Origin of the sequence: Sinorhizobium psoraleae (assembly GCF_013283645.1) — a bacterium.
GTDB lineage: Bacteria > Pseudomonadota > Alphaproteobacteria > Rhizobiales > Rhizobiaceae > Sinorhizobium > Sinorhizobium psoraleae.
In genome coordinates this window covers 1,836,756-1,859,025 of record NZ_JABEKV010000001.1, presented here as the reverse complement: position 1 = coordinate 1,859,025, position 22,270 = coordinate 1,836,756, and the positions used below count along the sequence as shown (strand labels likewise).

The 22,270-nt window shown below is 59.2% G+C and carries 20 protein-coding genes; 11 read left to right on the top strand and 9 right to left on the bottom strand.

Going from position 1 to position 22,270, the window contains the following annotated elements; all coding sequences use genetic code 11:
• Positions 1-274: 274 nt before the first annotated feature.
• The 3 genes from ILFOPFJJ_RS08755 to ILFOPFJJ_RS08745 all read right to left on the bottom strand — a co-directional run bounded on the left by ILFOPFJJ_RS08755 (position 275) and on the right by ILFOPFJJ_RS08745 (position 4,979).
• Positions 275-2,830 (bottom strand): PAS domain S-box protein, encoded by a 2,556-nt coding sequence (locus ILFOPFJJ_RS08755; RefSeq protein ID WP_246299561.1) that lies wholly within the window; start codon positions 2,828-2,830, stop codon positions 275-277.
• A gap of 591 nt (positions 2,831-3,421) precedes the next feature.
• Positions 3,422-4,192, bottom strand: coding sequence for an SDR family oxidoreductase (locus ILFOPFJJ_RS08750; RefSeq protein ID WP_246299506.1), 771 nt, complete (start codon positions 4,190-4,192; stop codon positions 3,422-3,424).
• 301 nt (positions 4,193-4,493) lie between these two features.
• A complete protein-coding gene (locus ILFOPFJJ_RS08745; RefSeq protein WP_173510107.1) occupies positions 4,494-4,979 on the bottom strand; it encodes a hypothetical protein in 486 nt (161 codons plus the stop codon).
• Between the two features lie 303 nt (positions 4,980-5,282).
• On the opposite strand from ILFOPFJJ_RS08745, the gene ILFOPFJJ_RS08740 reads away from it, so the two are divergent.
• A complete protein-coding gene (locus ILFOPFJJ_RS08740) occupies positions 5,283-6,563 on the top strand; it encodes a flavin-containing monooxygenase (RefSeq protein ID WP_173510106.1) in 1,281 nt (426 codons plus the stop codon).
• Between the two features lie 230 nt (positions 6,564-6,793).
• Here the strand turns inward: ILFOPFJJ_RS08740 and ILFOPFJJ_RS08735 are convergent, their stop codons facing one another.
• The 3 genes from ILFOPFJJ_RS08735 to ILFOPFJJ_RS08725 form a co-directional block, all read right to left on the bottom strand.
• Positions 6,794-8,056, bottom strand: coding sequence for an alpha/beta fold hydrolase (locus ILFOPFJJ_RS08735; RefSeq protein ID WP_173510105.1), 1,263 nt, complete (start codon positions 8,054-8,056; stop codon positions 6,794-6,796).
• A 270-nt stretch (positions 8,057-8,326) separates the two neighbouring features.
• Complete coding sequence (locus tag ILFOPFJJ_RS08730; RefSeq protein WP_173510104.1) at positions 8,327-9,490, bottom strand: calcium-binding protein; 1,164 nt, start codon at positions 9,488-9,490, stop codon at positions 8,327-8,329.
• A 293-nt stretch (positions 9,491-9,783) separates the two neighbouring features.
• The gene (locus tag ILFOPFJJ_RS08725) at positions 9,784-10,500 is read right to left on the bottom strand and encodes a DNA helicase (RefSeq protein ID WP_173510103.1); all 717 of its coding nucleotides are present in this window, start codon (positions 10,498-10,500) and stop codon (positions 9,784-9,786) included.
• Positions 10,501-10,751: 251 nt separating this feature from the next.
• Between ILFOPFJJ_RS08725 and ILFOPFJJ_RS08720 the strand changes: the two genes are divergently transcribed.
• The 6 genes from ILFOPFJJ_RS08720 to ILFOPFJJ_RS08695 all read left to right on the top strand — a co-directional run bounded on the left by ILFOPFJJ_RS08720 (position 10,752) and on the right by ILFOPFJJ_RS08695 (position 16,300).
• On the top strand, positions 10,752-10,910 hold the full coding sequence (locus ILFOPFJJ_RS08720; RefSeq protein WP_173510102.1) for a hypothetical protein: 159 nt from the start codon (positions 10,752-10,754) through the stop codon (positions 10,908-10,910).
• Positions 10,911-11,141: 231 nt separating this feature from the next.
• Positions 11,142-11,606 (top strand): DUF6130 family protein, encoded by a 465-nt coding sequence (locus tag ILFOPFJJ_RS08715; RefSeq protein ID WP_173510101.1) that lies wholly within the window; start codon positions 11,142-11,144, stop codon positions 11,604-11,606.
• Positions 11,607-11,893: 287 nt separating this feature from the next.
• On the top strand, positions 11,894-12,307 hold the full coding sequence (locus tag ILFOPFJJ_RS08710) for a putative quinol monooxygenase (RefSeq protein ID WP_173510100.1): 414 nt from the start codon (positions 11,894-11,896) through the stop codon (positions 12,305-12,307).
• A 485-nt stretch (positions 12,308-12,792) separates the two neighbouring features.
• On the top strand, positions 12,793-14,253 hold the full coding sequence (locus ILFOPFJJ_RS08705; RefSeq protein ID WP_173510099.1) for an amidase family protein: 1,461 nt from the start codon (positions 12,793-12,795) through the stop codon (positions 14,251-14,253).
• A gap of 78 nt (positions 14,254-14,331) precedes the next feature.
• Positions 14,332-14,973 (top strand): TetR/AcrR family transcriptional regulator, encoded by a 642-nt coding sequence (locus ILFOPFJJ_RS08700; RefSeq protein ID WP_312032686.1) that lies wholly within the window; start codon positions 14,332-14,334, stop codon positions 14,971-14,973.
• Positions 14,974-15,115: 142 nt separating this feature from the next.
• Positions 15,116-16,300, top strand: coding sequence for an MFS transporter (locus ILFOPFJJ_RS08695; protein WP_173510098.1), 1,185 nt, complete (start codon positions 15,116-15,118; stop codon positions 16,298-16,300).
• Positions 16,301-16,510: 210 nt separating this feature from the next.
• Here ILFOPFJJ_RS08695 and ILFOPFJJ_RS08690 read toward each other — a convergent pair whose 3' ends face one another.
• The 3 genes from ILFOPFJJ_RS08690 to ILFOPFJJ_RS08680 form a co-directional block, all read right to left on the bottom strand.
• A complete protein-coding gene (locus ILFOPFJJ_RS08690; RefSeq protein WP_173510097.1) occupies positions 16,511-16,960 on the bottom strand; it encodes an HIT family protein in 450 nt (149 codons plus the stop codon).
• A gap of 104 nt (positions 16,961-17,064) precedes the next feature.
• Positions 17,065-18,213 carry a class C beta-lactamase gene (ampC, locus tag ILFOPFJJ_RS08685; RefSeq protein WP_173510096.1) on the bottom strand — a complete coding sequence of 383 codons (1,149 nt, stop codon included), beginning with the start codon at positions 18,211-18,213 and terminating at the stop codon, positions 17,065-17,067.
• 359 nt (positions 18,214-18,572) lie between these two features.
• Positions 18,573-19,061 carry a RidA family protein gene (locus ILFOPFJJ_RS08680; RefSeq protein WP_173510095.1) on the bottom strand — a complete coding sequence of 163 codons (489 nt, stop codon included), beginning with the start codon at positions 19,059-19,061 and terminating at the stop codon, positions 18,573-18,575.
• A 234-nt stretch (positions 19,062-19,295) separates the two neighbouring features.
• Here ILFOPFJJ_RS08680 and ILFOPFJJ_RS08675 point away from each other — a divergent pair, with 234 nt between their 5' ends.
• The 4 genes from ILFOPFJJ_RS08675 (at position 19,296) to ILFOPFJJ_RS08660 (ending at position 22,213) form a co-directional block, all read left to right on the top strand.
• A complete protein-coding gene (locus ILFOPFJJ_RS08675; protein WP_173510094.1) occupies positions 19,296-19,991 on the top strand; it encodes a TetR/AcrR family transcriptional regulator in 696 nt (231 codons plus the stop codon).
• A 174-nt stretch (positions 19,992-20,165) separates the two neighbouring features.
• Positions 20,166-20,651: a transcription elongation factor GreA gene (greA, locus tag ILFOPFJJ_RS08670; protein WP_173510093.1), complete on the top strand. Its 486-nt coding sequence runs from the start codon at positions 20,166-20,168 to the stop codon at positions 20,649-20,651.
• A gap of 179 nt (positions 20,652-20,830) precedes the next feature.
• Positions 20,831-21,610 carry a Stf0 family sulfotransferase gene (locus ILFOPFJJ_RS08665; RefSeq protein WP_246299504.1) on the top strand — a complete coding sequence of 260 codons (780 nt, stop codon included), beginning with the start codon at positions 20,831-20,833 and terminating at the stop codon, positions 21,608-21,610.
• A gap of 117 nt (positions 21,611-21,727) precedes the next feature.
• Positions 21,728-22,213, top strand: coding sequence for a cupin domain-containing protein (locus tag ILFOPFJJ_RS08660; protein WP_173510092.1), 486 nt, complete (start codon positions 21,728-21,730; stop codon positions 22,211-22,213).
• The last annotated feature ends 57 nt before the right edge of the window (positions 22,214-22,270 follow it).

Here is a 22,270-nt window from a genome sequence, read left to right as displayed (position 1 = left end):
TGGACCTACGCCGACAAGCCAGAAACCAAGCCCGTGGCCTGAGAACACCGCTTACCATGCGTCGATTGCACAGGGAATTCCGGTGCTGGCCCGAAGCGGACCTGGCACCTCAGGATGCTACGGTCCGCATCGGGTGGATTCCGGTCCTTGAACTCGTGGCCCAACAACGACCGGTTTGCGCCCCATACAGTCGTGAGAAGCCCCTCCGCAGGGCTCGAAAGCAGACATTCGCGTGCGCAACGCAAAGGTTACCGCTCGGACCAAAACTGCGAAATCACCGCGTCGGCGATTTCTCACCGTTGCGCCTCAGGGGAAACGTCAAGGTGAACCGCGCACCCGGGTGGGTGGAATCGGCCGTGAGTTCGCCGTTCAGCTGCGTCGCCAAGCTGGTGATTACGCGCGATCCGAGACTGCCTCCGGCCTTGGTGAAAGCAAAACCGGCCGGTAGGCCCCGCCCGAAGTCGGCCACCTCGAGGCGGTATCGATCTTCTCCGGTCAGTGTACCCTTCACCCGGACCTCGCCCCCGACATCCTCAGGATAGGCGTACTTGTAGGCGTTGGTGAGGAGCTCGTTCAGCAGAAGACCGATGGGAATGGCAAGATCCGCTGAAACCGTGCCCGACTCGGCTTCTACGGCCGTGGTGTGCCGGGGCGCCGACGTCGCTATCGCCCCGGCGAGATTCTGGATGAAGGGGCCGAGATCGACCTCCCGGGCGTTCTCCTGGAGCGACAGTTGGTCGTGGACCCCGGCAACCGAGTGCACCCGCGAGGCGGCCTCCGCCAGTGCCTTGCGGGGAGTGCCCTCTAGTGTTCTGGCCTGCAGGTTAAGGAGGCTCGAGACCAGTGCCAGGCTGTTCTTTACCCGATGGCTGATTTCGTGGATCAGCGTCTTCTGGAGGTCCTCGAGCCTCTGTTTCTCTGTGATGTCCGTGTTGGTTCCGAACCATCGGATCACGCGGCCTTCCGAATCTTTCATCGGCAGCGCCCGCGACAGGAACCATCTGTAGTGCCCGTCCGCCCCGCGCAGTGGGAAACTGTCCTCCCAGGGCTCGCCGGTGTTCCAGGCTCGTTGGATGCGCTCGACGACGCCGTCCACGTAATCGGGATGGTGGACGGCGCGCCATCCCCACCCCTGCATCTCCTCGAGAGTAGTGCCGGTGTACTCGAACCACCGGCGATTATACCAATAGATCCACCCTCTGCCATCTGCCATCCACGTAAGCTGCGGCAGGGATTCGGCTAGGTTTCGGAACTGCTGTTCGCTCTCGCGCAGCAGTTCCTGGGCCCTCTTGGCGTCGTCGATATCGATGCACACACCGATCCCCTTCTTGCCGCGCCCATCATCGTCGCGGATGCCCGAAACACGAAACATAAACCAGCGCCAGGCGCCGTCGGCCCGTCGTATTCGGGCCTCCATCTCCAACGGCTGCGAGCTGTGGGCCGCTTCGCGCCACGCGGCGGCCACACGGCCGCGGTCGTCCGGGTGAACCACCTCGCGCCAGCGCTCGCCAAGCAGGGCGTCAAGTGGGAGACCCGTATAGGCGCGGTACTGTTCGTTGACGTAGGTGTTGCGCCCTTCGGGATCGGTCTCGAAAACGAGCCCCGGGATGGTGTCCGCGAGCTCCCGCAGCCGGGCCTCGCCAGCCTTCGCCTCAGCCGCCTTCTGCCGCTCGATCATCTCGGCCGTGACGTCCTCTACCTGATGGATGATGTGCCGCACCCTGCCCTCATCGCTGAACACCGGCACGTTGAGCGGTGCCCACCAGCGAGCCTCGAATACGCCGGAAGGCTGCCGGATATCGTACTTCTGCACCGGCATCCTATCGGGAGCGCGGTTCTCCAGCACGCGGTTTAGGGAAGCGCGAAGATTGCGCACGCCGGTCGCCCCGGGGTCGTCTGTGTTGTCCGGGAATGCCTCGAACAGGTGCTTGCCGATCAGCTCCTCGCGGCGTTTCATGGTGGCTTCGAGATAGGCCGGCGACGCGTTCTCGATGATCAGATCGGGCGACAATATCAGATGCGCCGTCTGCTGGGCTTCGTAGAGCGTACGGAACCGCTCCTCGCTGGCACGCAGCGCCGCTTCCACGCGCTTGCGCGGGCTGATATCCCGATTGACCTCCAGCAGCCGTTCCTCTCGGCCTGGCCCCCTCACCAGCTGCAGGCGGCTGAGTACAATCACCTCGTGCCCGTCCTTGCAGCTTTGCCGAACCTCCCCTTCCCAGCCGCCGCGTGATTTGAGCTCCCTCTCCACGTCCGCCCACTGCGCCGGATAGACGGGCTCGATCAGCTTGGCCGGCGACCGGCCCAGGGCTTCTCTCGCCGTGAAACCATAAAGGTGAGTGGCGCCCTCGCTCCAGAGTTCGATACCGTGGGCAGCCGTCCATACGATGATCGCGTCGTGAGACAACCGCAATAGAGCCGCATGCTGCTCCAGCTTCTGCTGGGTGAGCCTGCCCTGGATGGCGACGCCCAGCAGGCTGGCCATGCCCTCCATGAATTCGCCATCGACATCGTCGAACGCGCCATCGTCGGGACTGTCGGCGGCAAGCACGCCCCACGCGCGCCCCTTGGAGAGGGGAACTGGTACGTTCAAGAGCCGCTTGATCCCATGCTCGACGAGAAGCTTGGGCACGCGGAATCTGCGCTCTACATCGAGGTTGTTAGAAAGGACGGGACGGCCTGTTTGAAACGCCAATCCGGCGGGGGTGTCGAGGCCTGTTTCGAGGGTGGTGTGACCCACCACGCCGGGCTTCCATCCCACTCCCGCCCTGACCAGGAGGAGACCTTGATCGGCGAGGTACTCCATCGCCTTGCAGCAGCGGGCGCGCATGCCCTCAGCGCACAGCCGGACTGCTTCGCCCAGGAGGGCGTCGAGCGTAGGGACCTCAAGGGCGCTCTGCCCAAATTCCGAAAGGACAGACTGCTGGTGCAGTCTGTAGCCGAGTTCCTCGGGTTCCTGACGTTCGACTGGCGTTTTTGAACCATGCGGTACCATTACTCACCAACCCTATGCCGGTCAAAGAGCTAGGCAAGGAAATTGTTCCGTAGCGTGGCCGAATTCGGGCCTGCGGTTAGCAGGTGGTCTTTGTCTCAACGGGAACTCTACATTCAAGCCGGTCGGTCCGCGCCCGGCCCCATTCCGGTCGTCAAACCTCACTGACGCGACTGCTGGAGGATAGCGGGATCGTGCGTCATCGCGGCGACCGATAGCCCGGAGATCTCGAAAGGTCTGTCATGAGGTCTTCGGTAATGCACCACTGCTCCCGAGACCACCATTACAGACTCTGGACGCTGCTGAGAGAAACACAAAGGAAAGGCAGGACAGGGGATTGTCCGGCCGTTCCGTTGGTTATGCCCAAGTCAGCCCGATGCTCTTCGAGGGCTTGGCGGTCGTCCCGGATGTGGGTTCAATGATGATTGTCTAGCATCCGATGTGGTAGGTCTCTGTGTGGCCGTCGACGGCAATCGCCTGGCCGCTCACCATCTTCGAAGCGGGCGAGCCGAGGAAAACGCACATGTCAGCGATTTCTTCGGGGTTCACAAAGCGCTTGATCGACTGCGACTGCACATATTCCTTGTTTACGACTTCGATCGAGACGTTGCGGCTTTCCGCTTCGGCTCTCGCTACGTGCTCCATGCGCGCCCCTGCCACGGACCCGGGGCAGATGGCGTTCGCGCGGACCTCGTATGGGCCAAGCTCGATTGCCAGCGACTTGGTGAAGCCGATGACCGCCCACTTTGCGGCAGCATAAGGTGTGCGGAGACCATAGCCGAACAATCCGGCGGTCGAAGCAATGTTAATGATGCTGCCCGATCGCTGCGCCTTCATCACGGGTGCGGCCCGTTTTACGCAGAGAAACTGTGCGTCTAGGCAAACGTTCAGGCATTTCTGCCAATCGTCGAGCCGAAGTTCCTCCACATACCCCGTGGGTCCCTTGGTTCCTGCGTTATTGACGAGGACATCGAGACCGCCGAGATCGCCGAGCGCCTGATCGAACCAGCGGTTCACTTCTTCTTCGCTGGATACGTCAAGGTGCGTGGCGACAATGTCGGGATGCGCGGCGGTGGCTTCCCGCAGCGCGCCCTCGTTGATGTCACAGATGTGCACCTTGGCTCCCTTGTCATGAAAAGCTTTCGCAACGGCCCACCCGATACCCGAGCCACCCGCTGTCACCATCACACGCTGCACCATCGTCAACCTCCCAATTGATTTCGCTTGATGTCAGTCTCTGTGGTCGGCCAGCGTGCTGTGCGCGCCAGTTTGCCCGAAAGTGGTGTGCAACCAACCCGTCACGAAAAATGGACCGTGAGCTGGCGGCTCCAGCTTCTCCTCAAGGCATGAGATCCAACCGGGTCGGATTTAGCAAAGGCATCACCAGACTCGATTGCCTGAAAACGTCATTCCGCTGCACCAGCAGCGGAGTGCGTGTGAGTAGGAGGAGCTTTTTTCCGGAATTAGGTAGCAAATGCCACAAGATTCCGACCGCCGTTGATCAATGACCGCGATATCGCATTTCAGCCCAAAGATGAATGAGCGGAACCCCCAGGGTCAGGCCGTAGGCCAGAAACCGGAATACCCTCTCGTCGAAATCTGGAAAAAGAGCGTTGGTCGCAATGAGCGGAAGGACTGCCCATGCAAGGCAGCGCCAGAGTTCCTGCCGATGCCTTCGCAGTTCGGCCGTGCCGCGTCTCATGAAGATCGCCGACAAGGATATGAATTTCACGAGCGCAGTCGCGCCCATTCCTGCTAGAACAGCGGCCCCCCCGGAAAGTGCCATCAATAGCAATGCCTCTCCAGGCGTCTGCTGAATGTCAAATAGAAAGCTGGCCGCTAGCATGGGAAAGGAGGAAAGAAACACAAACAACGCGCTGGTACCTACCAAAATTGTCCACGCCGCCAGAACAAAGGTCGGAAACAGCGCGAAAATGACGAGTTCGACAACGTAAAGTGTTCGGCTCGATTTCTCGGAAATGCTCACCACGCCCTCACGCTGTCGCTAACGCCTCGCTTCACCTAACACAACTTCATGGGGAATGTCAGTACAACCCTGACGGTGGTTGCTCAACATCACCGACTGGCCTGCAATGAGGTTGGTTCTGCCAACCTTGTGGCATTTGCTACCTAATTCCGCTTTTTTCTTTATCAGAGATGGGCGCGGGCTCGGCAGAACCGATGGTCGCGGGAACTGGAGTGCGCTCTGACAGTCGGGTGGAGATCCGCCACGCTGGACTAACTGCCTTGGACAAGGCTTAATGCTGCGGGGGATGGCGGCTCCGCTGGGATGTCGATCATGAAATCACCGCTGCAAATGACCGATAGCGTCAATGCTCTTGATGCGGTCGTAATCGGGGCAGGCTGGGCCGGCCTGGGTGTCAGCTATTGGCTGGCACGACGGGGCCTGCGCCATAGCGTGTTGGAGCGAGGCCGCATCGGAGAGACATGGCGCACACAGCGATGGGATTCATTTCGGATGAATACCCCCAACGTGCAGACCGTCATGCCAGGCGACCGCTATGACGGCCCGGATCCGTTTGGTGCCCTGACGCGCGACCAGTTCGTCGCTCTCCTCGAGGACTTCGCCAGGCGCAACGCGCTCCCGATCGAACCGGATACGGCGGTGACCGAACTTTCGCGCGCGCACGAAAATCACGAGAATGGCGCGTATCGGCTGACCACCTCCCGCGGCACGCTTTTGGCGCGGAATGTGATCGTCGCAAGCGGCAGCCTGAATTGTCCGGTGCGCCCGGTTTGGGCCGCTCAATTACCCCCTGCCCTTCGCCAGGTCGACGCTTCCGGCTACCGCAGCGCTGCGGATCTCCCCGCTGGAGCGGTGCTGGTGGTCGGCAGTGGCCAATCGGGTGCCCAGATCGCGGAGGAATTGGCGGAAGCAGGCCGAACAGTCTTCCTTGCCACCAGTCGTGTCGGACGGCTCCCACGGCGCTACCGGGGCCGCGACATTATGCTCTGGCTCCTCGAATGCGGGTTTCTCGACGTGCGACGAGAGGAGGTCATTCGGCTTGCGGGACGCATCCCGCCTCGTGGTGTGGTTGGGCCGGTGCACACGATAAGCCTTCAAGCGCTCAGCGCCCAAGGTGTCGTGCTTCTTGGACGATTGACTGGCGTCGAGGATGGCGGCCGCCTCTCCTTCGCCGACGATCTCGAAGCGAATGTTCGCTTTGCAGATGAAGCCTCCGAGAACATCAAGCGCCACATCGACGAATATATCAGCCGCGCTGGAATCGATGCACCCGTTGCGGAGCCCGACCCGGCGGAAACGGTCGCGATACGTCGGCCAAACCCCGCGATCGGTTCGCTTGATCTCTCCCGGTCCGGCGTAACGAGTGTCGTGTGGTGCACAGGCTTCAAGGGCGATTTCAGCTGGGTGAGACTTCAAGGTGCGCTCGATGCCGCGGGACGGCCTGTTCACGAGGATGGCGTGGCCGCCCTGCCAGGCCTCTACTTCGCCGGGTTGGATTTCGCCTCCACCCGCAAGTCAGGCATAATATTGTCGATCGTCGAGGAAGCACCTCGCCTTGTCGAACACATCGTAGGGCATTCGTGACGTGACCGCCTTTGGCGCTTCTTTCGCGTTCCTCACCAGACAAGGCAAGGCAGAAAAGCACCCCTCTTGCGCCCTCTGGGGAACGTGAAAGATCGACCCATTGCGGACTTTCCCGAAAGGCAATCTCTTGGACAAGTTTTGATCCGAAGCGGCCCTTGATCCGTCGCTGCGAATGAGTCTGCAATCGATGTCAGCGGACGTTCCGATGTCGCACGAACGACCTGTGTCGCTTAATGAGGGTTTAACGGAACGGTGGTCATGTCAGCCTCAGGCTGATCGACGGTCATGCTGCCCTGCGTATAGGCGGGCGGCCTTGCGCGCTCCGACATTTTCTTAACGAGCTCGAAAAGAAAATCGGAAAACTCAGGGTTCCAGATGTCCGAATGCCCATTGATTATCGAGGCATCCGTGGTCACCATATGGAAGGGAAACGGAACGCCTACTCGATGTGTCATACATAATCCCTTGTGAGAGAAGCCTGCCCAAAAGTCGAGCCTTTCTTTCGTCTGGCACTGTTCCGATCGGCGAAGGTCGTGCGTCCAGTATTCCGGATTGTTTCCCACGGTTACAAGTTCGTTCCACGGTAGCCAACCTGCAAGCCATCGCCCGAAAGGGAACGCAGCCCTAGTTGCCAAATCGGCCTTGCTGGAGATGACGACTAGCAACGGCGGCTGGTGGGGATTGAACTTTTCCTGTAGCCGCCGCTGCGCATCCAAACGTGTGTACATGGAAGCCTCAAAGGCCGGATTGAGAAGAATAACCCCATCGGCAATTGGCTCGATCTTGGCGTATGTGCCGCCACGATAACCCGGGTGAGCACGCGCTAAAGCATAGAGGAAATTTTGTTGAACTGAGGAAAAAAGGATGCGTGCCCCGAAACTGTGGCCGATCGCAATTAGCTCACTATCGTGGTTATTGGTCCTGACGATGTTTGATGCAGCCCCGATTATGCTTGCAACAGTGCCCGACTGGGCAATTCTATCCGCAGCGAACATGCGGGACCAAAAATTTACTAACCCGAGCACGGGATTGTCGCTCCTAGCCTTCCAACTGACATAGATCCCAACGACATGCTTCCTGTGTTCGTTCGCCCTAGTGAGATCGTCAATCAGCTTCTTGAAGGAAACATAGTCCCCATCGGTCGTCCGCTCATCGTTGCGCCATCCATGGACATAGATCACGACAAGCTTTTTGCCAACGTCGTCCACACCTCGACGGAGACGGGTAAATTCCACGAGCGCCGCAGTAAGTTGGCAACGATTGACGTACGCCCCAGCGTCAGTCAGCTGAATCGTTTTAATTGTACCTGATATACGGTGTCGCGGAGCATCAGCATCGGGATCACCTTTTGCTCCGGGAGGGCATGCTCGGTCTCCAATACTTTCAGGCGATAGCCAGACGGACAGCGAGTAATACGCCGGTCGGCCGACATAGAGTGCAACTAGTAGCAAAAGCACGATTTTTGTTCGGCCGAAGCGGCGAAATCCAGGCATGGCCCTACCCCAAGTCGAGACAAGTGTGCGAGTCTCACGACGCTACCGCGACCTTCGCTGCTGCCCGCGCAAATGTCAGGAGTTGGCGCTTCTTTCGCGTTCCTCACCAGGCAAGGCAAGGCAGAAAAGCACCCCTCTTGCGCCCTCCGGGGAACGTGAGAGATCGACCCCGATGCGGCCACGCGCCGACAGCGCCTCCATGTCCGGTGCTGTGCGCGGGAGCTGCCGCTGCGCGAAAACTCCCACCCAGTCATCCGGGCTGACGATCCGTCAAGCGAACAGGAAATCGCTCCTCGAGAAGTTGGCGGCGCTGAGACTGCCGTTGGGATCGTCCATCAGGATGGAGAACACGTGACCGACGGAGTCATAGCCCTTTATGAGCACGTCGCCGTCGGAGGTATCATAGGCATGGACGGTTCCGTTGGCGCCGGAGCTGGAATATTGGGTAACCCCGAGTTTCTCGATAACCAGGAGATCGACCCCATCTTGGAAATCCATGACGGTGTCCTGACCGATGAGCGCGGGCGTCGCCTTGAAGACGAAGCGGTCGGCATCGGCGCCACCCCACAGGATATCGCTTCCCGCTTCTCCTATGAGAGTGTCCCTCCCGGCGTCGCCGCGCAGGGTGTCGTTGCCATCGCCGGCATAGAAGATGTCGTTGCCGATGCCGCCATGGAGGGTGTCGTCTCCCGCTTCCCCCGACAGCGCATCGTCGCCGTCGTCGCCGTAGGCCAGATCATTGCCGGCGCCGAGCTCGATCCTGTCGTTGCCGGACCCGCCATGCGCCTCGTCAATGCCGGTTTCGGCGTCCAGGATGTCATGGCCGTCGCCGCCGTCCAGGTAGTTGTTCCCGTCGCCGCCATCAACGATGTCATTGCCGATGCCGCCATAGACCTCGTCATTGCCGGACTGGCCCTTGAGAACGTCGTCGCCCTCTTCACCGTAGATCCTGTCATCACCGGCGCCGCCTCCGACCGCCTGCTGTGTGATCTTTCCGGTTGCCGGATTTACGCGATTATTGAAGCCGTCATTGCCCGATCCAGCGTAAATGATGTCGTCGCCATCGCCGCCGTCGATATATTCTTCGCCTGCGCCGCCAAAGATCTTGTCGTGTCCGCGACCACCGTGGATCCGGTCATGGCCGTCGCCGCCATTGAGGGTGTCGCTGCCGTCGCCACCGTCAAAGATGTCGTTTCCCAATCCGCCCTTGAGGGTGTCGTTGCCCAGGCCGCCTTCAAAACGGTCATTGCCATCGTCGCCTTCGACATAGTCGTCGCCGTCCCCCGCCACGATGTAGTCGTTGCCGAGGCCGGCGAAGATCATGTCGTTGCCCCCTCCGCCGTCGAGATAGTCGTCGCCGTCATAGCCCCAGATCTCGTCGTCGCTGAGGAAGCCGCGTATCGTGTCGGACAGATTGGTTCCCTTCAGAATCATCGTAGTACCCCCAAGCCAATTCTAGGAAAACTGTGCAACGGCTTTCCGCAGGAATTGCGTCGTTTCAAAGAGTTAGGCCATTTCACCGTTTCAATGAAATAATGAAACGATCTGGTCGCCCGTCGCGGCAAGATACGCCACTTTTTCGCGGAAGAAACGTCAGGTATTCACCGCGTCGGGAGACCTCAAATTCGCGTAAGCGCGTTCTCGCCGGATCGCATTCGGCAAACGTCGGTGCTGCGCCGAACGGGGCCGAAGCTTACTCCTGCGTGTTTCCTTAAATCGTCGCCGATTTAAGAGGCCACGTCCTGAAGCTGTGCCGCACCGTTGTGCAGGAAGCAGGCTTTGTTGAAGAGCCCCAGATCAACGAGATTAGGGAGACGAATGTCCCTGATGTCCGGCAGGCGCTTGCTTTCCGGATCAAACGATCGATCTACCTGCGAAATGAACCCGAGCATAACGCCGGTCTTTTTGGCGAAATCTCCAAGGGCGAGAACTTGCTCCGAGAGTGCCGGCTTGCTTCGCCGCTGATCCAGTATCTGCAGATAGTCGATAACGGCAACCGTCCCGCGCTCCGACCCCGACAAATGGCGGATGATGTAGTCCGCGCTGATTTCATCAGACGTCAAGATTTCCAACGTCTCGCAAAAACCGTGAGACCCCTCGTCCAAGGACCGAAGGTGCCTCCTCGCCTGCTGTTCTGTAAATTCCAGCGTGAAGAATACCGCTTTTCTGCCGTCTCGGGCAGCGTCGAGCAATAGCTGGAGGCCGAGCGTGGTCTTGCCATGCCCGGGGCGACCGGCCACCAGCAGCAAATCACCCTCGTCCAGCCGAGCCAGGATTGATTTGGAAAGTGACGCCGCTGCGACTTGGGACGACAGCAGGCTCCATCTTGCGAACCCCTCCTCACGCGCAATTTGATCCAGTGCTTCGTGCAGGGGGACGTTTTTGTTCCGAGCCATGAGCTTGGCTCGGCGTTTCAATTGGAAGATGGGGGCAGAAAGTTTCATCAAAGGACCTCCATTCCGAGCCAGAAACGCAATCCCTCCTTATGCGACGCTCGAACAGATGGTTCGATGATGATGTTGTTACCCCGTATGTGCGATACTTCCCCGAATGGAGGGAGGAGGCGTGGGCCAAGCCTGCGCTACGGAAATTAGCGGGCCTGGTGATTCGTCACAAGCATTGATGACCGCTTCGGTCCAGCACCGGAATCCCCCGAGCGACCGCTTTGGGTGGAGAGCGGAAGGCCGTAGTCGGCATGCAGAGCGACTGCAATGCGGAGATGGCGGTCACTGTCGACGTTTTCCTCGTCGCGAAAAACCTCATTGCTCTGTCGCCGCGCGATTTCGCTTTCACGCTCGGCAATCTTCCGATCCTCCTCAGCCGAAACGGACTGAACGGCAACACCCTCGAATAAGCGTCATTCCGAAAACAACCGGGGCGCGAGCTGACTGCGCTCAATCTTCGCTCCTTTAACGACGGCTAAAATTCGCATTGCATTATGAGTGTAATATGGTATTATGATCGTAATTTAAAAGATCCGAGGCATCGGGCGATGAACAAAGTCTCCTCACGCCGGACGCTTGTTTGCGTCCGGTTAAGAACTGCCCTCAGGCAAATTGCCTTCTGAATCAAAGGAACGAATGCCATGAACATGCTCATCAAGACCTTCGCTGCCGCCACGGCCGCCACATTGCTTGCCACTGGCGCTTTCGCCCAGAGCGCGCGGGAGATCCGCGGCCCTTCCCCCTACATCGCCATCGAGAACGAGCCCCCGCCAAAGTTGATCGTCGATCCCCCGGTTGCCGAGGCAATCGAGCAGGGTATCTATTGGGCTCAATATCGGGTGGAGAACCTGCGCATCGTTCAGGTGTTCGGCAAGGGCGGCCTTAACGTTTCTCCACGTATCGGGCATCTCCACGTCATCGTCGATGATTTGCCGTGGTGGTGGGCTGACGCGAGCGACAACAACACGGTCGATATAGCCAATTTCCCCCCAGGTCCGCACAAGGTAAGAATCGTGTTGGTCGACGCCAATCACAACGCCATCCCCGGACAGGAAGTGACGCATACGTTCACCGTGCCCGACACCGTGACAGCTCACAAGCACTGAGCATGACTCGGCTCCGCACAGGAGCGAGAACGGCCCGTCCGGCGCCAATCTGGACTACGTACGCCGAGCCGCAAGATGGCTCGGCGTGCGGGATCGAGAGATCGCCGGCAGCCCGATAGAAACAAATGTTCCCTTACTCACAGTTGCAGATGAAGAGGGGGGCCATGCCCACCGCTCTACGCTGGAAGCACAACGAATAGGAATAACAGATGCCAAAACAGGTTCATGACGGCGCTCCGCGCCGCGCTGATGACACTCGCCCTGAAACTCGATCGGATGGAGTTGAAATGAAAGACCAGTTGCAAATGAATCGACGCAGCCTGGTGACAACGTTCGGAATGATTGCCGCGGCTGGCGCGATCTCTGCCCCTATGGCATCTCACGCCGCTCAGACGGTGGCGCTCCCCGAAGGAGCCGTTACCGTCGTGGCATCGCTGCGGGCACGAGACGGTAAAGAGGCTGAACTCGTCCGCGCGACGAATACTCTGGTCCCAAAGGTGCGGCAGGAAGCCGGAAATCTCCTCTGCCAATTCCACCAGGGTTTGGAAGAGCCCGGCCTTTTTGTGTTTTATGAAATCTTCGAGAGTACCGCAGCGCTTGAAGCTCATAAACAAACCCCGCACGTGAACGAGTGGTCAACGACGGTTGCAACATTGACCGAGGGACCTGTCGAGCTAAAGCTCCTGCGAGCCTTGGCCTAGATCGGGCTATGTTCTGTTGGGAAGTTCGGTAGCGGACTGCTGCCAGCCGGGCGAAACAGTCGATCCTTCCCAGGATCGATATTAGCCGCCTGCCTCAGCCGTGCCTCCGTAGCCGGCCGCCACAGGAAGTTGCCTTTTAGATGTAGCTGCTGGGCGGGCCAACGGTTGTTGGCCCGCCTCTCATGCGGTCTATTCTGGCGGAAGGCCGGACAACCATCCTCCCCGCAGAAGTGCACTCAGCGGCGGATAGACTCATAGTGGTCGTTAGCGCCCGGGCGGGGCCAGTCGCCAACTGTACCTTCCGAGGACAACGGTGGCGCGAATTGGCAGCGCAACGTCAACTTCTCTCACGACACGAAGTTTTCTATTGCATTATGGATGCAATATTATATTATGATCGTAATTCAACGAAACGTGCTGCAACAGGATAGCGACGATCGGGCGACCAATCCTGGGTTTCCATGCAGCGTTCAAGTGAGGTTATCATGCAAGAGAACATCGAACTCGTCGGAGCAGCCTCGGACGGAGTATCAGACTGGCTCGCGGGGCTTGGCGTCGTTGCAGCGGCCGCGGCCATTCGTAAAGGAGATATCTCGTCGGAGTCATACACGGCCGCGCTCCTCCAGCGCGCCCGGACCCACTCAGATCTAAATGCCTTCATCACGATAGATGAAGAAGCCGCGCTGAATGCGGCTCGAAATGCGGACAAGGCCCGCGCCGCTGGCTCTACCTCTCCCCTTCTGGGCGTTCCGTTGGCGGTCAAGGACAGCTATCTGACTCAAGGACTCCGTACGACGCTCGGGGTGCAGAATCTGGACGGTTTCGTGCCGAGCGAGGACGCCGATGTTGTCAGTGCGATAAAAAAGGCTGGCGGCATCGTCTTTGGCAAAAATAACCTCGTTGAGATGTCCTATGGCTTGACCGGCAACAACAGCCCCTATGGCCAGGTGAGAAATCCGCACAGTCGCAATCATATTTCCGGGGGCTCCTCGAGCGGCGCCGGCGCGTCTGTCGCAGCCCGGATCGTGCCCGCGGCCCTAGGGGGTGATACGGTAGGTTCAATCCGAGTGCCTGCCTCGCTCTGCGGTGTCGTTGGCTTCAAGCCGACGACAGGACGTTGGCCGCGCAACGGCGTCGCCCCGATCTCGCATACCCTCGATACAACTGGTGTGCTTGCGCGCAGCGTCGACGACTGCATGCTTGTCGATCAAATCGTGACGAAGGCCGAGACGGTCGCATCCTCCGATCATTCTGATCTGAAGGGCGTCAGGTTGGCCTATGCGCCTCGGCAATATCTTGATCTGATAGAGCCTGATATCGAGGCCCATTTCAAAGATACAATCTACCGGCTACGCCAAGTTGGTGCGGAGGTTGTGGAGGTAGACCTCGGAGAAGATTTTTCATCGATCACCGAGAGGTCGACTTGGAGCATCTTTTTCCACGAGACAATGGAAGCAATATCGGAATTCCTTCTGCACAACGACGTTCCGACCACCTTCGACGAAATTTACAATGGACTTAAATCGGGCCTGAAGGACGCGTGGGGACATGTCGTATTGCCGAGCGGGCCGGGATTTAACCCGGAGGCGTATCAGACCTCCGTTTCAGTCGATCGCCCCGAAATTCAGCGTCGGTTCGCAGAAGCATTGGCTCGCAGCGGAGCTTCGGCTCTTCTCTTTCCAACAACTCCCAGCACGGCGCCGCGAATCGAGCATCAATCGAAATTCTTGATCGCGGGTCATGAGGTCAGTGATCTGGTTCTGGCACGACACACTATCACCGCGAGCATAGCGGGCCTGCCAGGCATCAGCATTCCTACAGGCGTGTCTGGCAACGGGCTTCCGTTTGGGCTTGAGCTCGACGGCGAGCAGGGTCGTGACAGAAGCCTTCTCCAACTCGCGCGCCGTGTCGAAGCATCCGTTGGCATTCTGTCGACGCCGGTCTGAACGGCACTTGAGCCTGACCCTGGGGTGTGTCGCCTGGATACGCGGAAACCCAATGGGCAGGAAATTATCGTTGCGAGCATGAAAGCGCTACGCAGTTACCCTTCAACATACCGAAAGATGGAGAGCACGATGCGTTATGAGAAAGGTCACAAAGAGACTACGCGGAAGCGGATAATCGATGTCGCTTCGCGACGCTTCCGAAAGGATGGCGCATCCGCGACGGGCTTGGCTGGGATTATGGCCGAGGCAGGACTGACGAATGGGGCGTTCTATGCGCACTTCGAGTCTAAAGAGACTCTCCTCCGAGAGGCTCTCGTGAACACCTTGGCTGACCAATCTGCCAGATCGAAGCAGGATTGTGGTGACGGCCGCGGGATCGAAGGTGCAATCCGGGGATACCTGAACAAGTCCCATCTTGAACGGAGCGAAGAAGGCTGCCCCTCGGCTGCATTGTTGCCGGAGATCGGGCGGCAACCCCAGTCGACGCGAGAAGCTTACGAAAATAATCTTCTCCCCTACATCAAGAACCTCGCCGAGCAGCTACCGGAAACTGGCACGACAGCGTCAATCAGACGCGCCATGGCGATTTTCGGTGTCATGGTCGGGACCCTGCAAATCGCCCGCGCCGTTTCCGATGCGTCTCTCGCGGAAGACATCCTGGAGGCAGGTATTGAAGCAGCGCTAATGCTGGCGAAGGAGCCGGAGGCAAGGGGCGCCTGACGTCTGTCGCAGTGCAAGCGCTGCGATCCTAAAGCCGAGCTGGCTGTCAGCGAAAATCGACGGCATTGAACTTTTCCCCAGTATTCCCGCGGCCCGTATCTCACGGTTGCCCGTTGACGGGTTTTTTTGAAGGATTATCTCCATGGATCGTCGCTTGGTAGTGCTTGCCACCGGCATGTTCGCTATCGGCACTGACAGTTTTGTCATTGCTGGAATTCTTCCGGAGGTGTCAGAAGCCCTGGGCGTTTCCATCGCGGTCGCAGGCCAGATGGTGACTGTATACGCTTTGAGTTTCGCCCTGCTTTCTCCCGTCATTGCGGCAGCAGCGGCACACTGGCCACGAAAGCGCCTGTTGCTTACCGGCATGGCGGTGTTCGTACTTGGCAACCTCATTACTGCAATCGCACCTTCTATCGGGTGGGTCTTGGCGAGCCGCTTTATCGCAGGGCTTGGCGCGGCGATGTTTAGTCCGACAGCGACGGCGACCGGCGCCTCGCTTGTCGCACCGGAGCGACGTGCAAGTGCGTTGGCGATCGTGATTGCGGGCCTGTCTGCTGCAACGGCGCTGGGTTCGCCAATTGGGACGTTTATAGGCGGGCTTGGCGACTGGCGAACCACGATGTGGTTTGTGACCGCCGTCGGACTCATTGCCGGCGCTGGCGTCTACATGTTTTTGCCGACGATACCTCCGCTGCCGGCAGTTTCCCTACGAGAGCGCCTCGTTCCGCTCAGGGACAGCCGCATCGCACTCACTCTGGTGACGACGCTGGTAGCCTACTCAGGATTTTTTGCGGTCTATACTTACGTCGGTGTGACCTTTGATCGGGCCACCGGCGGACAGCCTGACGTGTTGGCCGCGCTGCTCCTGCTTTGGGGAATCGCGGCGACGGCCGGGAATTTCGCCGCCGGGTATATCACCGATCGTTTTGGAAGCCGGCTTGCCATTAATGGCTCGCTTGCCGCTGCTGCGATCAATTTCGCGTTGCTGCCATGGACGACGGCTCATCTTTGGAGTTCGGCCCTGGCACTCGTTGTCTGGGGTGTGTGCGGCTGGGGACTGCTTGTGCCGCAGCAACACCGCTTGATTAGCTTGGCACCCGGTTCGGCGTCCCTTCTGCTGGGATTGAACTCGGCGGCTCTCTACGTAGGTGTATCCGCATCAGGCGTGATTGGTGCCGCCGGCATCACATTGCTCGATCGGTACCAACTCGGTCTAATCGGCGCCGCATTCATCGCCCTTGCGCTGGTAATTGCTCAAATAACGTACCGACAGATTAGCAGAGTAGCGGCAAACGATATGAGGCTTGCTGAATCCGTGGCGAACTGAAAATCGCGGCACGCCAGTACCGTTCTTGGAGCGAGCAGCGGGACGGTACTGCGCGTGAAATCGAACCACTTCCATTTCACGCGGGCGACAGCGGAGCGGCGCTTGCCGGGCTAGGATGATATCTTGGGAGCCGCTCGCTATGGCAGCTTTGGGCTCATTCGAGCCTTTCATCGCGTAGGCACCGTTGTCCGCAATCGGTCGAATGCGGAACTACGCGGTGTCGAGCGCGCTGGTTAGCTCATTGGCCACAACGCTGAGTTCGTCCATCGTTGCGCGAGGCGTCGCCGCAAACGTAAGTGTTTCTTCTTTGATGTAGCGCCGCGATGTTATGTCGGTCTTTTCCACCATAGGAACCACATGAGCATGCACGTGTGGAATGTCGCCTCCTGTAAAGAGGAACGCGACACGCTCTACTCTGTAGATCCGCTTCTGAGCGCGGGCAATCTTCTGCCCCAGGGCGGTAATCTCGCCCGCGAGATCGCCTGGCAGATCACCGAAATGTATGAAATGGTCGCGAGGAATGATTTGAACATGGCCGCGACGGATCGGATAGATGTCTAGGAAGGCCAGCAGTCGATCGCTCTCAAAAATGGTGCTTGGCCTAATGCGACCCTGTGCCATCTCGCAAAAAGGACACTGAGAAGGGCGCTCTGGAATCATGATCGTGTTTCCTGAGATAGAGGCACTCTTTGCAGTATTGCCCATCCTCCAAAGTCCGCAACGGGTCGTGTCGTGACCTTCCCGTCCGGTACCCGCGCGCAAGCCTATTTCGAGAGCAGCGCCTCGATCAGCGCATAGGTTGCCCTCACCCGCGCTTCGTTCGGATAATTCCGGTTCGCGAGAACCACGATGCCGAGCTTCTCGCTCGGAATGAGCACGACATAGCCGCCGAAGCCGTTCGTCGATCCGGTCTTGTTGATGATAACATTCTTCTCGGGCGCGAGCGCCGGTTCGATCCGGTCTGCCTTCTGCGGGCGAAGGATGAAATCGTAGCCGTTCCCCGCCACCATCGTCTCGAGATCGGCGGGCCATGGGTACTGCTCCCAGATCATGCCCTGCGTGAATTTCGCGGTCCTGAACTGGCCTTCCTGGGTACGCCGGACAGCCGCTTTCAGCTCCGGGGACACGGTCCCCTCCCCGAGCTCCACATCGAGCAGCTTCAGCATGTCACGCGCGCTCGACTTGACGCCGTAGGCTTCCGCGTCGAGGACACCCGGCGTCACACGGATCGGTTTGTCGGTCTTGCGCTCGTAGCCGAAGGCGTAGTTGTCCATCGCCTTGGCGGGCACGTCGATAAAGGTGTTCTCAAGACCGAATGCGGGGATCAGCACCGTCTCGACCGCCTGCGTGTAGTTCATTTCCATCGCACGTGCGGCGATATGGCCAAGAAGCCCGATGCTGACGTTGGAATAGCTGCGCGTTCCAGGCTGCGGCGGCCGCCAGTCCTTGAGCCAGTTTACAAGCGCGTCGGTGTCCGCGATGCCGTCGGGAACCTGCAGCGGCAGCCCGCCGGAGTGATGGGTCGCGAGGTCCATGAGCGTCATGCCGTCGCCGATCGAGCAGGTGTCGGCGCACAGATGCCGGGAAACCTTGTCATCAAGGGAGAGCTGCCCGCCCTGCTCGGCGAGCGCCGCCAGCGTCACGTTGAAGACCTTGCTGATCGACCCCAGTTCGAAAAGAGTATCGGGGGTTGCCGGACGGTTGTCGGCGCGCGATGCGAGGCCTGTCGCATAGAAGCTGTGCTCGCCGTTCCTGGTCATGCCCACGACGAGCCCGGGAATTTTGTATTCTTCGATGGCGCTTGCAAAGGCCGCGCGCGCTTTCGCTTGGAAGGCGTCTTCGTTTGCCGCGGCGAATGAGAAAGGGAGCGTCGAGACGATCAGGCTGAAGGCTGCCAGTCCTAGGGTTTTCATTTGAACCTGCTGCATGTTTCCTTGAATCCTATCCGATATAAGGATGAAAACATGCAGCAATTCAAGCTGCTACAGCGTCCGCGAATGATCCAACTCTTTGAAATTATGCAATTCCGCACGGAAACCGCGACACACTTTTCCTGGAATTGCTCTAAAGCGCGTCGCGTTCAATCGGACTCATGCGACGCGCTTTAGGTCCTTGTTTTTATGCATGCCGTTGTCCCAAAACCGCTGCACCACTTTTGGGCGACATGCATTACAGCGCCGTGCGTCCTTTAGGACGCACGAAGGACGCTGTAACTCTTTGAATCTACGCATCGTGCTTTCCGAAAATCGAGTCCGATTTTCGGGCCGATGCGTTAGTCCAGCATGACGACGGCTTCGACCTCGAAAAGCATGGGGTCAATTGCAAGCTTGGGGACAGGAATCAGAGTTTGTGCCGGCAGCGCCCCGCCGAACATTTCCTTTACGTTCCTGGTCAGCACCTCAAGCTTGGACATATCGTGATCGACCACGAAGACCGTGAGCTTGGCGACCTGGTCCGGCCGTGCACCGAGCGCATCGAGGGCGGTGCGCAAATTTGCGTAGGCCTGCTTAACCTGGACAGCGAAGTCGGGCGACAAGGCTCCCGTGCTGTCTTGGCCGCCCTGTCCGGAGATGTAGGCCACCCGGGCTTCGCGGGGCACAATCACCGCCGTGCTGTAGCCATTCGGCGTCGGGTCATAGAGGTTCTTCGGATTGACGATGGTCAGCTCGAGATCCTTCTCATTCGCTGTCGCCGCATTGGGAACTGCGATGGTCATGATGATTAGCCCTCCGATAAGCAAATGCTTGATTGCGCGTGACATGATTTTCTCTTGGCTCTGACTCGTACGGCGTACGATTCAATCGCATCGTACGCCGTACGAGTCAATCGGTCAGGGTCGACATTCGTCGCGTTGCCGGTCAAAATCGACGTTGTGACCACAGCGCCGCGCGTCCAATCGGACGCGCAAAGATCACTGTAGCACTTTGAATTGCTGCATGATTTTGTCCTCAAATCGTTTCCGATTTGAGGAATCACGCAGTAGCGGGGAAGACGGATGGCAGCCAAACGTAGCGGCGCTCAGAGCAAACGGTCTCAACGGACGGCTGCATCACCCCGGTCCGTGCAGGAAGCGTCGCGGGAACCGCCTCTGTCACTGGAACGGATCGTGGCGACCGCGGTAGAGCTGCTGGACGCCGAGGGAGTCGACGGATTGAAGATGCGTCGGCTGGCCGATCGCCTCGGCTCGGGCGCAATGAGCCTGTATTGGCACGTCGGCAACAAAGAGGAGGTCTTTGATCTGGCGCTCGACTCGGTGCTCGAATATCGCGCACCGCCGCAAATAGTTGAGTCTCAAGACTGGCGCGGGGAAGTCGTTCATATGCTCGAAGACTGGCGCGCCAGCATGCTGCGCCATCCCTGGTCGGCATCGCTGTTGCCGCGCCGGGCGCTCGGCCCGAACATCCTTGGTCGCCTGGAACTGCTGAGCAAGACCTTGTCCAGAGCCGGTGTAGCGGACGCGGATTTGAACGTCGCAATATGGTCGCTCTGGAACTATGTGATCGGCGCTACCACCACCCGGGCGAGCTTCGACCTCTCGGACGACGACAGGGCCGCCGCACAGCAGCGCCTTACACGTCTCAACGAACGCTATCCGACAATCGAACGCACTCGCCTGCTGTTGGATAACGATTGGGACGGCGCTTTCAGGAAAGGCCTGGACTTCCTGCTCGATGGCCTGGCCCCGAGATAATGACGCTTTGGCCGCAGGGCGGACATTGAGCATCGGGCGGAATCAATGGTCCGCATCGGAAACATCGTATACCATTGATCCGCGTCGGCCACCGAAGTCGCCGCAACACTGGTTCTGATAACTGCTGTTCCCCCGGCGTTGTCAGAGCGCACCGCGTCTGAATGGAGTTCGATCTTGAGCGTTGCCTTCGTCAAGGAAGAAAGTGCCGAAACGGCCTCGGAAACCCTGCTGCCCGACCGCCCGATTTCGCCGCACCCGAACCTTGTCACGGAAGCGGGACTGAAGGCGCTGCAATTGCAGCTCCAGCAAGCGCGCGAGGCCTATGATGCGGCGAGCAAAATCGAGGACGTGAATGAACGACGGCGGGAGGCGGCGGGCCCCTTGCGTGACCTGCGCTACCTTGCGGAACGCCTTCGCACGGCTCAGGTCGTCCCCGACCCGACGTCGAGTGACACCGTTGCCTTCGGGAGCACGGTCACCTTCAGCCGCGACGACGGGCGGGTGCAGAAATACCGCATCGTGGGAGAGGACGAAGCTGATCCCAAGGCCGGATCCATTTCCTACGTATCGCCGGTGGCAAGGGTTCTCATGGGCAAGGCCGTTGGCGATGTCGTGAGCGTAGGCGACCAGGAGCTCGAGATCATCGCCATCTCGCAGTAAAGCGCCCTATCGCCGACATGCGAACGCAACGGCTCTGCGGGATCGATCCGCAGTTGCAGGCGAATGATCCCGCCTGGTCAGACGGGAACGGGTGGCGAAGCGTTCTTTTTCGCGCCAAAAGCGGTCATGCCACTGCAACACGGGGCTGATAGGGCGTTGGAACTTTGTCAGGATCCCCCTTGGTTTTTAAAACAGCAATGTCGAAATTTGACTCCTATGTGATCTGCACGTCTCCGCGCAGTGGCAGCACACTGCTGTGCAAACTCCTGGCTGCGACCGGCGTCTCCGGAAATCCGGGGTCCTACTTTCATCGCGCCTCGATTTCCGAATGGCTTGCCTATTTCGACCTGGCTTCAGAGGCCTCAACTCCGGAAGCGGATCTTCTGGCCCTGATATTTCGCGCGGCAATCGCGAAGGGAAGCCTCGATACCGGCATGTTTGGCCTGCGACTGCAAAGACATAGCTTTGATTTTTTTGTCCAGAAACTGGCGGTGCTGCACCCGGAACGAGCGAGTGATCTGGAACGTTTTGAAGCCGCCTTTGGACGAACGCTCTTTATTCACCTCACTCGGCTGGACAAGATTCAACAGGCAGTCTCGAATGTGAAGGCGGAGCAAACCGGATTGTGGCATATGGCGCCGGACGGGACGGAGTTGGAACGCCTCGCACCGCCAGGCACGCCGGTTTACAACGCGGAAGAAATCCGCGCCTGCTGCGATAGATTGACGACCTATGATCTTGACTGGAAGAACTGGTTCGAGGTGCAGGGAATTGAGCCCCTTCGGATCACCTATGAAGCGCTTTCTTCCGATCCTATTGAAACTTTGCGCGAAATACTGGCCCAGCTGGGCTTGAATCGCGATGCCGCAACTGGCGTGGCACCCGGTGTCGCAAAGCTCGCCGACGAGACAAGCCAAGACTGGGTGTCGCGTTTCCGTATGGAACACGATATCGTTTGACTGCTCACTCCTTGGATGGCGGACTTGTCCGCAAAGCTGCCGGAAACGGCATCTGCCATCGTGGCCGCCTGCAACAACAGCAGATGACACCGCTCGAAACCGACAAGGATGATTGCCATGAGCAGCATGGAACCGAAAGAGTTCGTTCTCGCCGGCGTGGTCATGAAGCGCCTGCTGTCCGGCGACGAGACCAACGGCCAGTTCTGCCTCTTCGAAAACATCAGCGGCGGAAACACGACGACGCCGATCCACGTCCACGCCGAGGACGATGAAACCGTCTACGTCATCGAGGGCGAAATGACCGCTGTCGTCAACGGTGAGGTGCGCCGGTTGACCGCCGGTCAGAGCATCTTTCTCGAACGCCGGGTGCCGCATCAGTTGATGAATACGAGCGGCCGGCCGGCACGCTATATCCTGATCGGTACGCCGGCTCTCTTCGACAAATTCCTGGCGGAAGCCGGCCACGAACTCGGGCCCGGCGAAGTCGTCGGGTCACCGTCGCCCGAGGAGATTGATCGCCTGAGGGCGGCTTCCCCGAAATTCGGCATCACCCTGCTGCCCGACTGGCCCGCGCCGAATGCCTCGCGCGACCACTCGCCATAGCCGAACGCGCGCCCGATAGGCGGTTCGGTCAGGATCAGGTTGATCAGCGCATTCCGA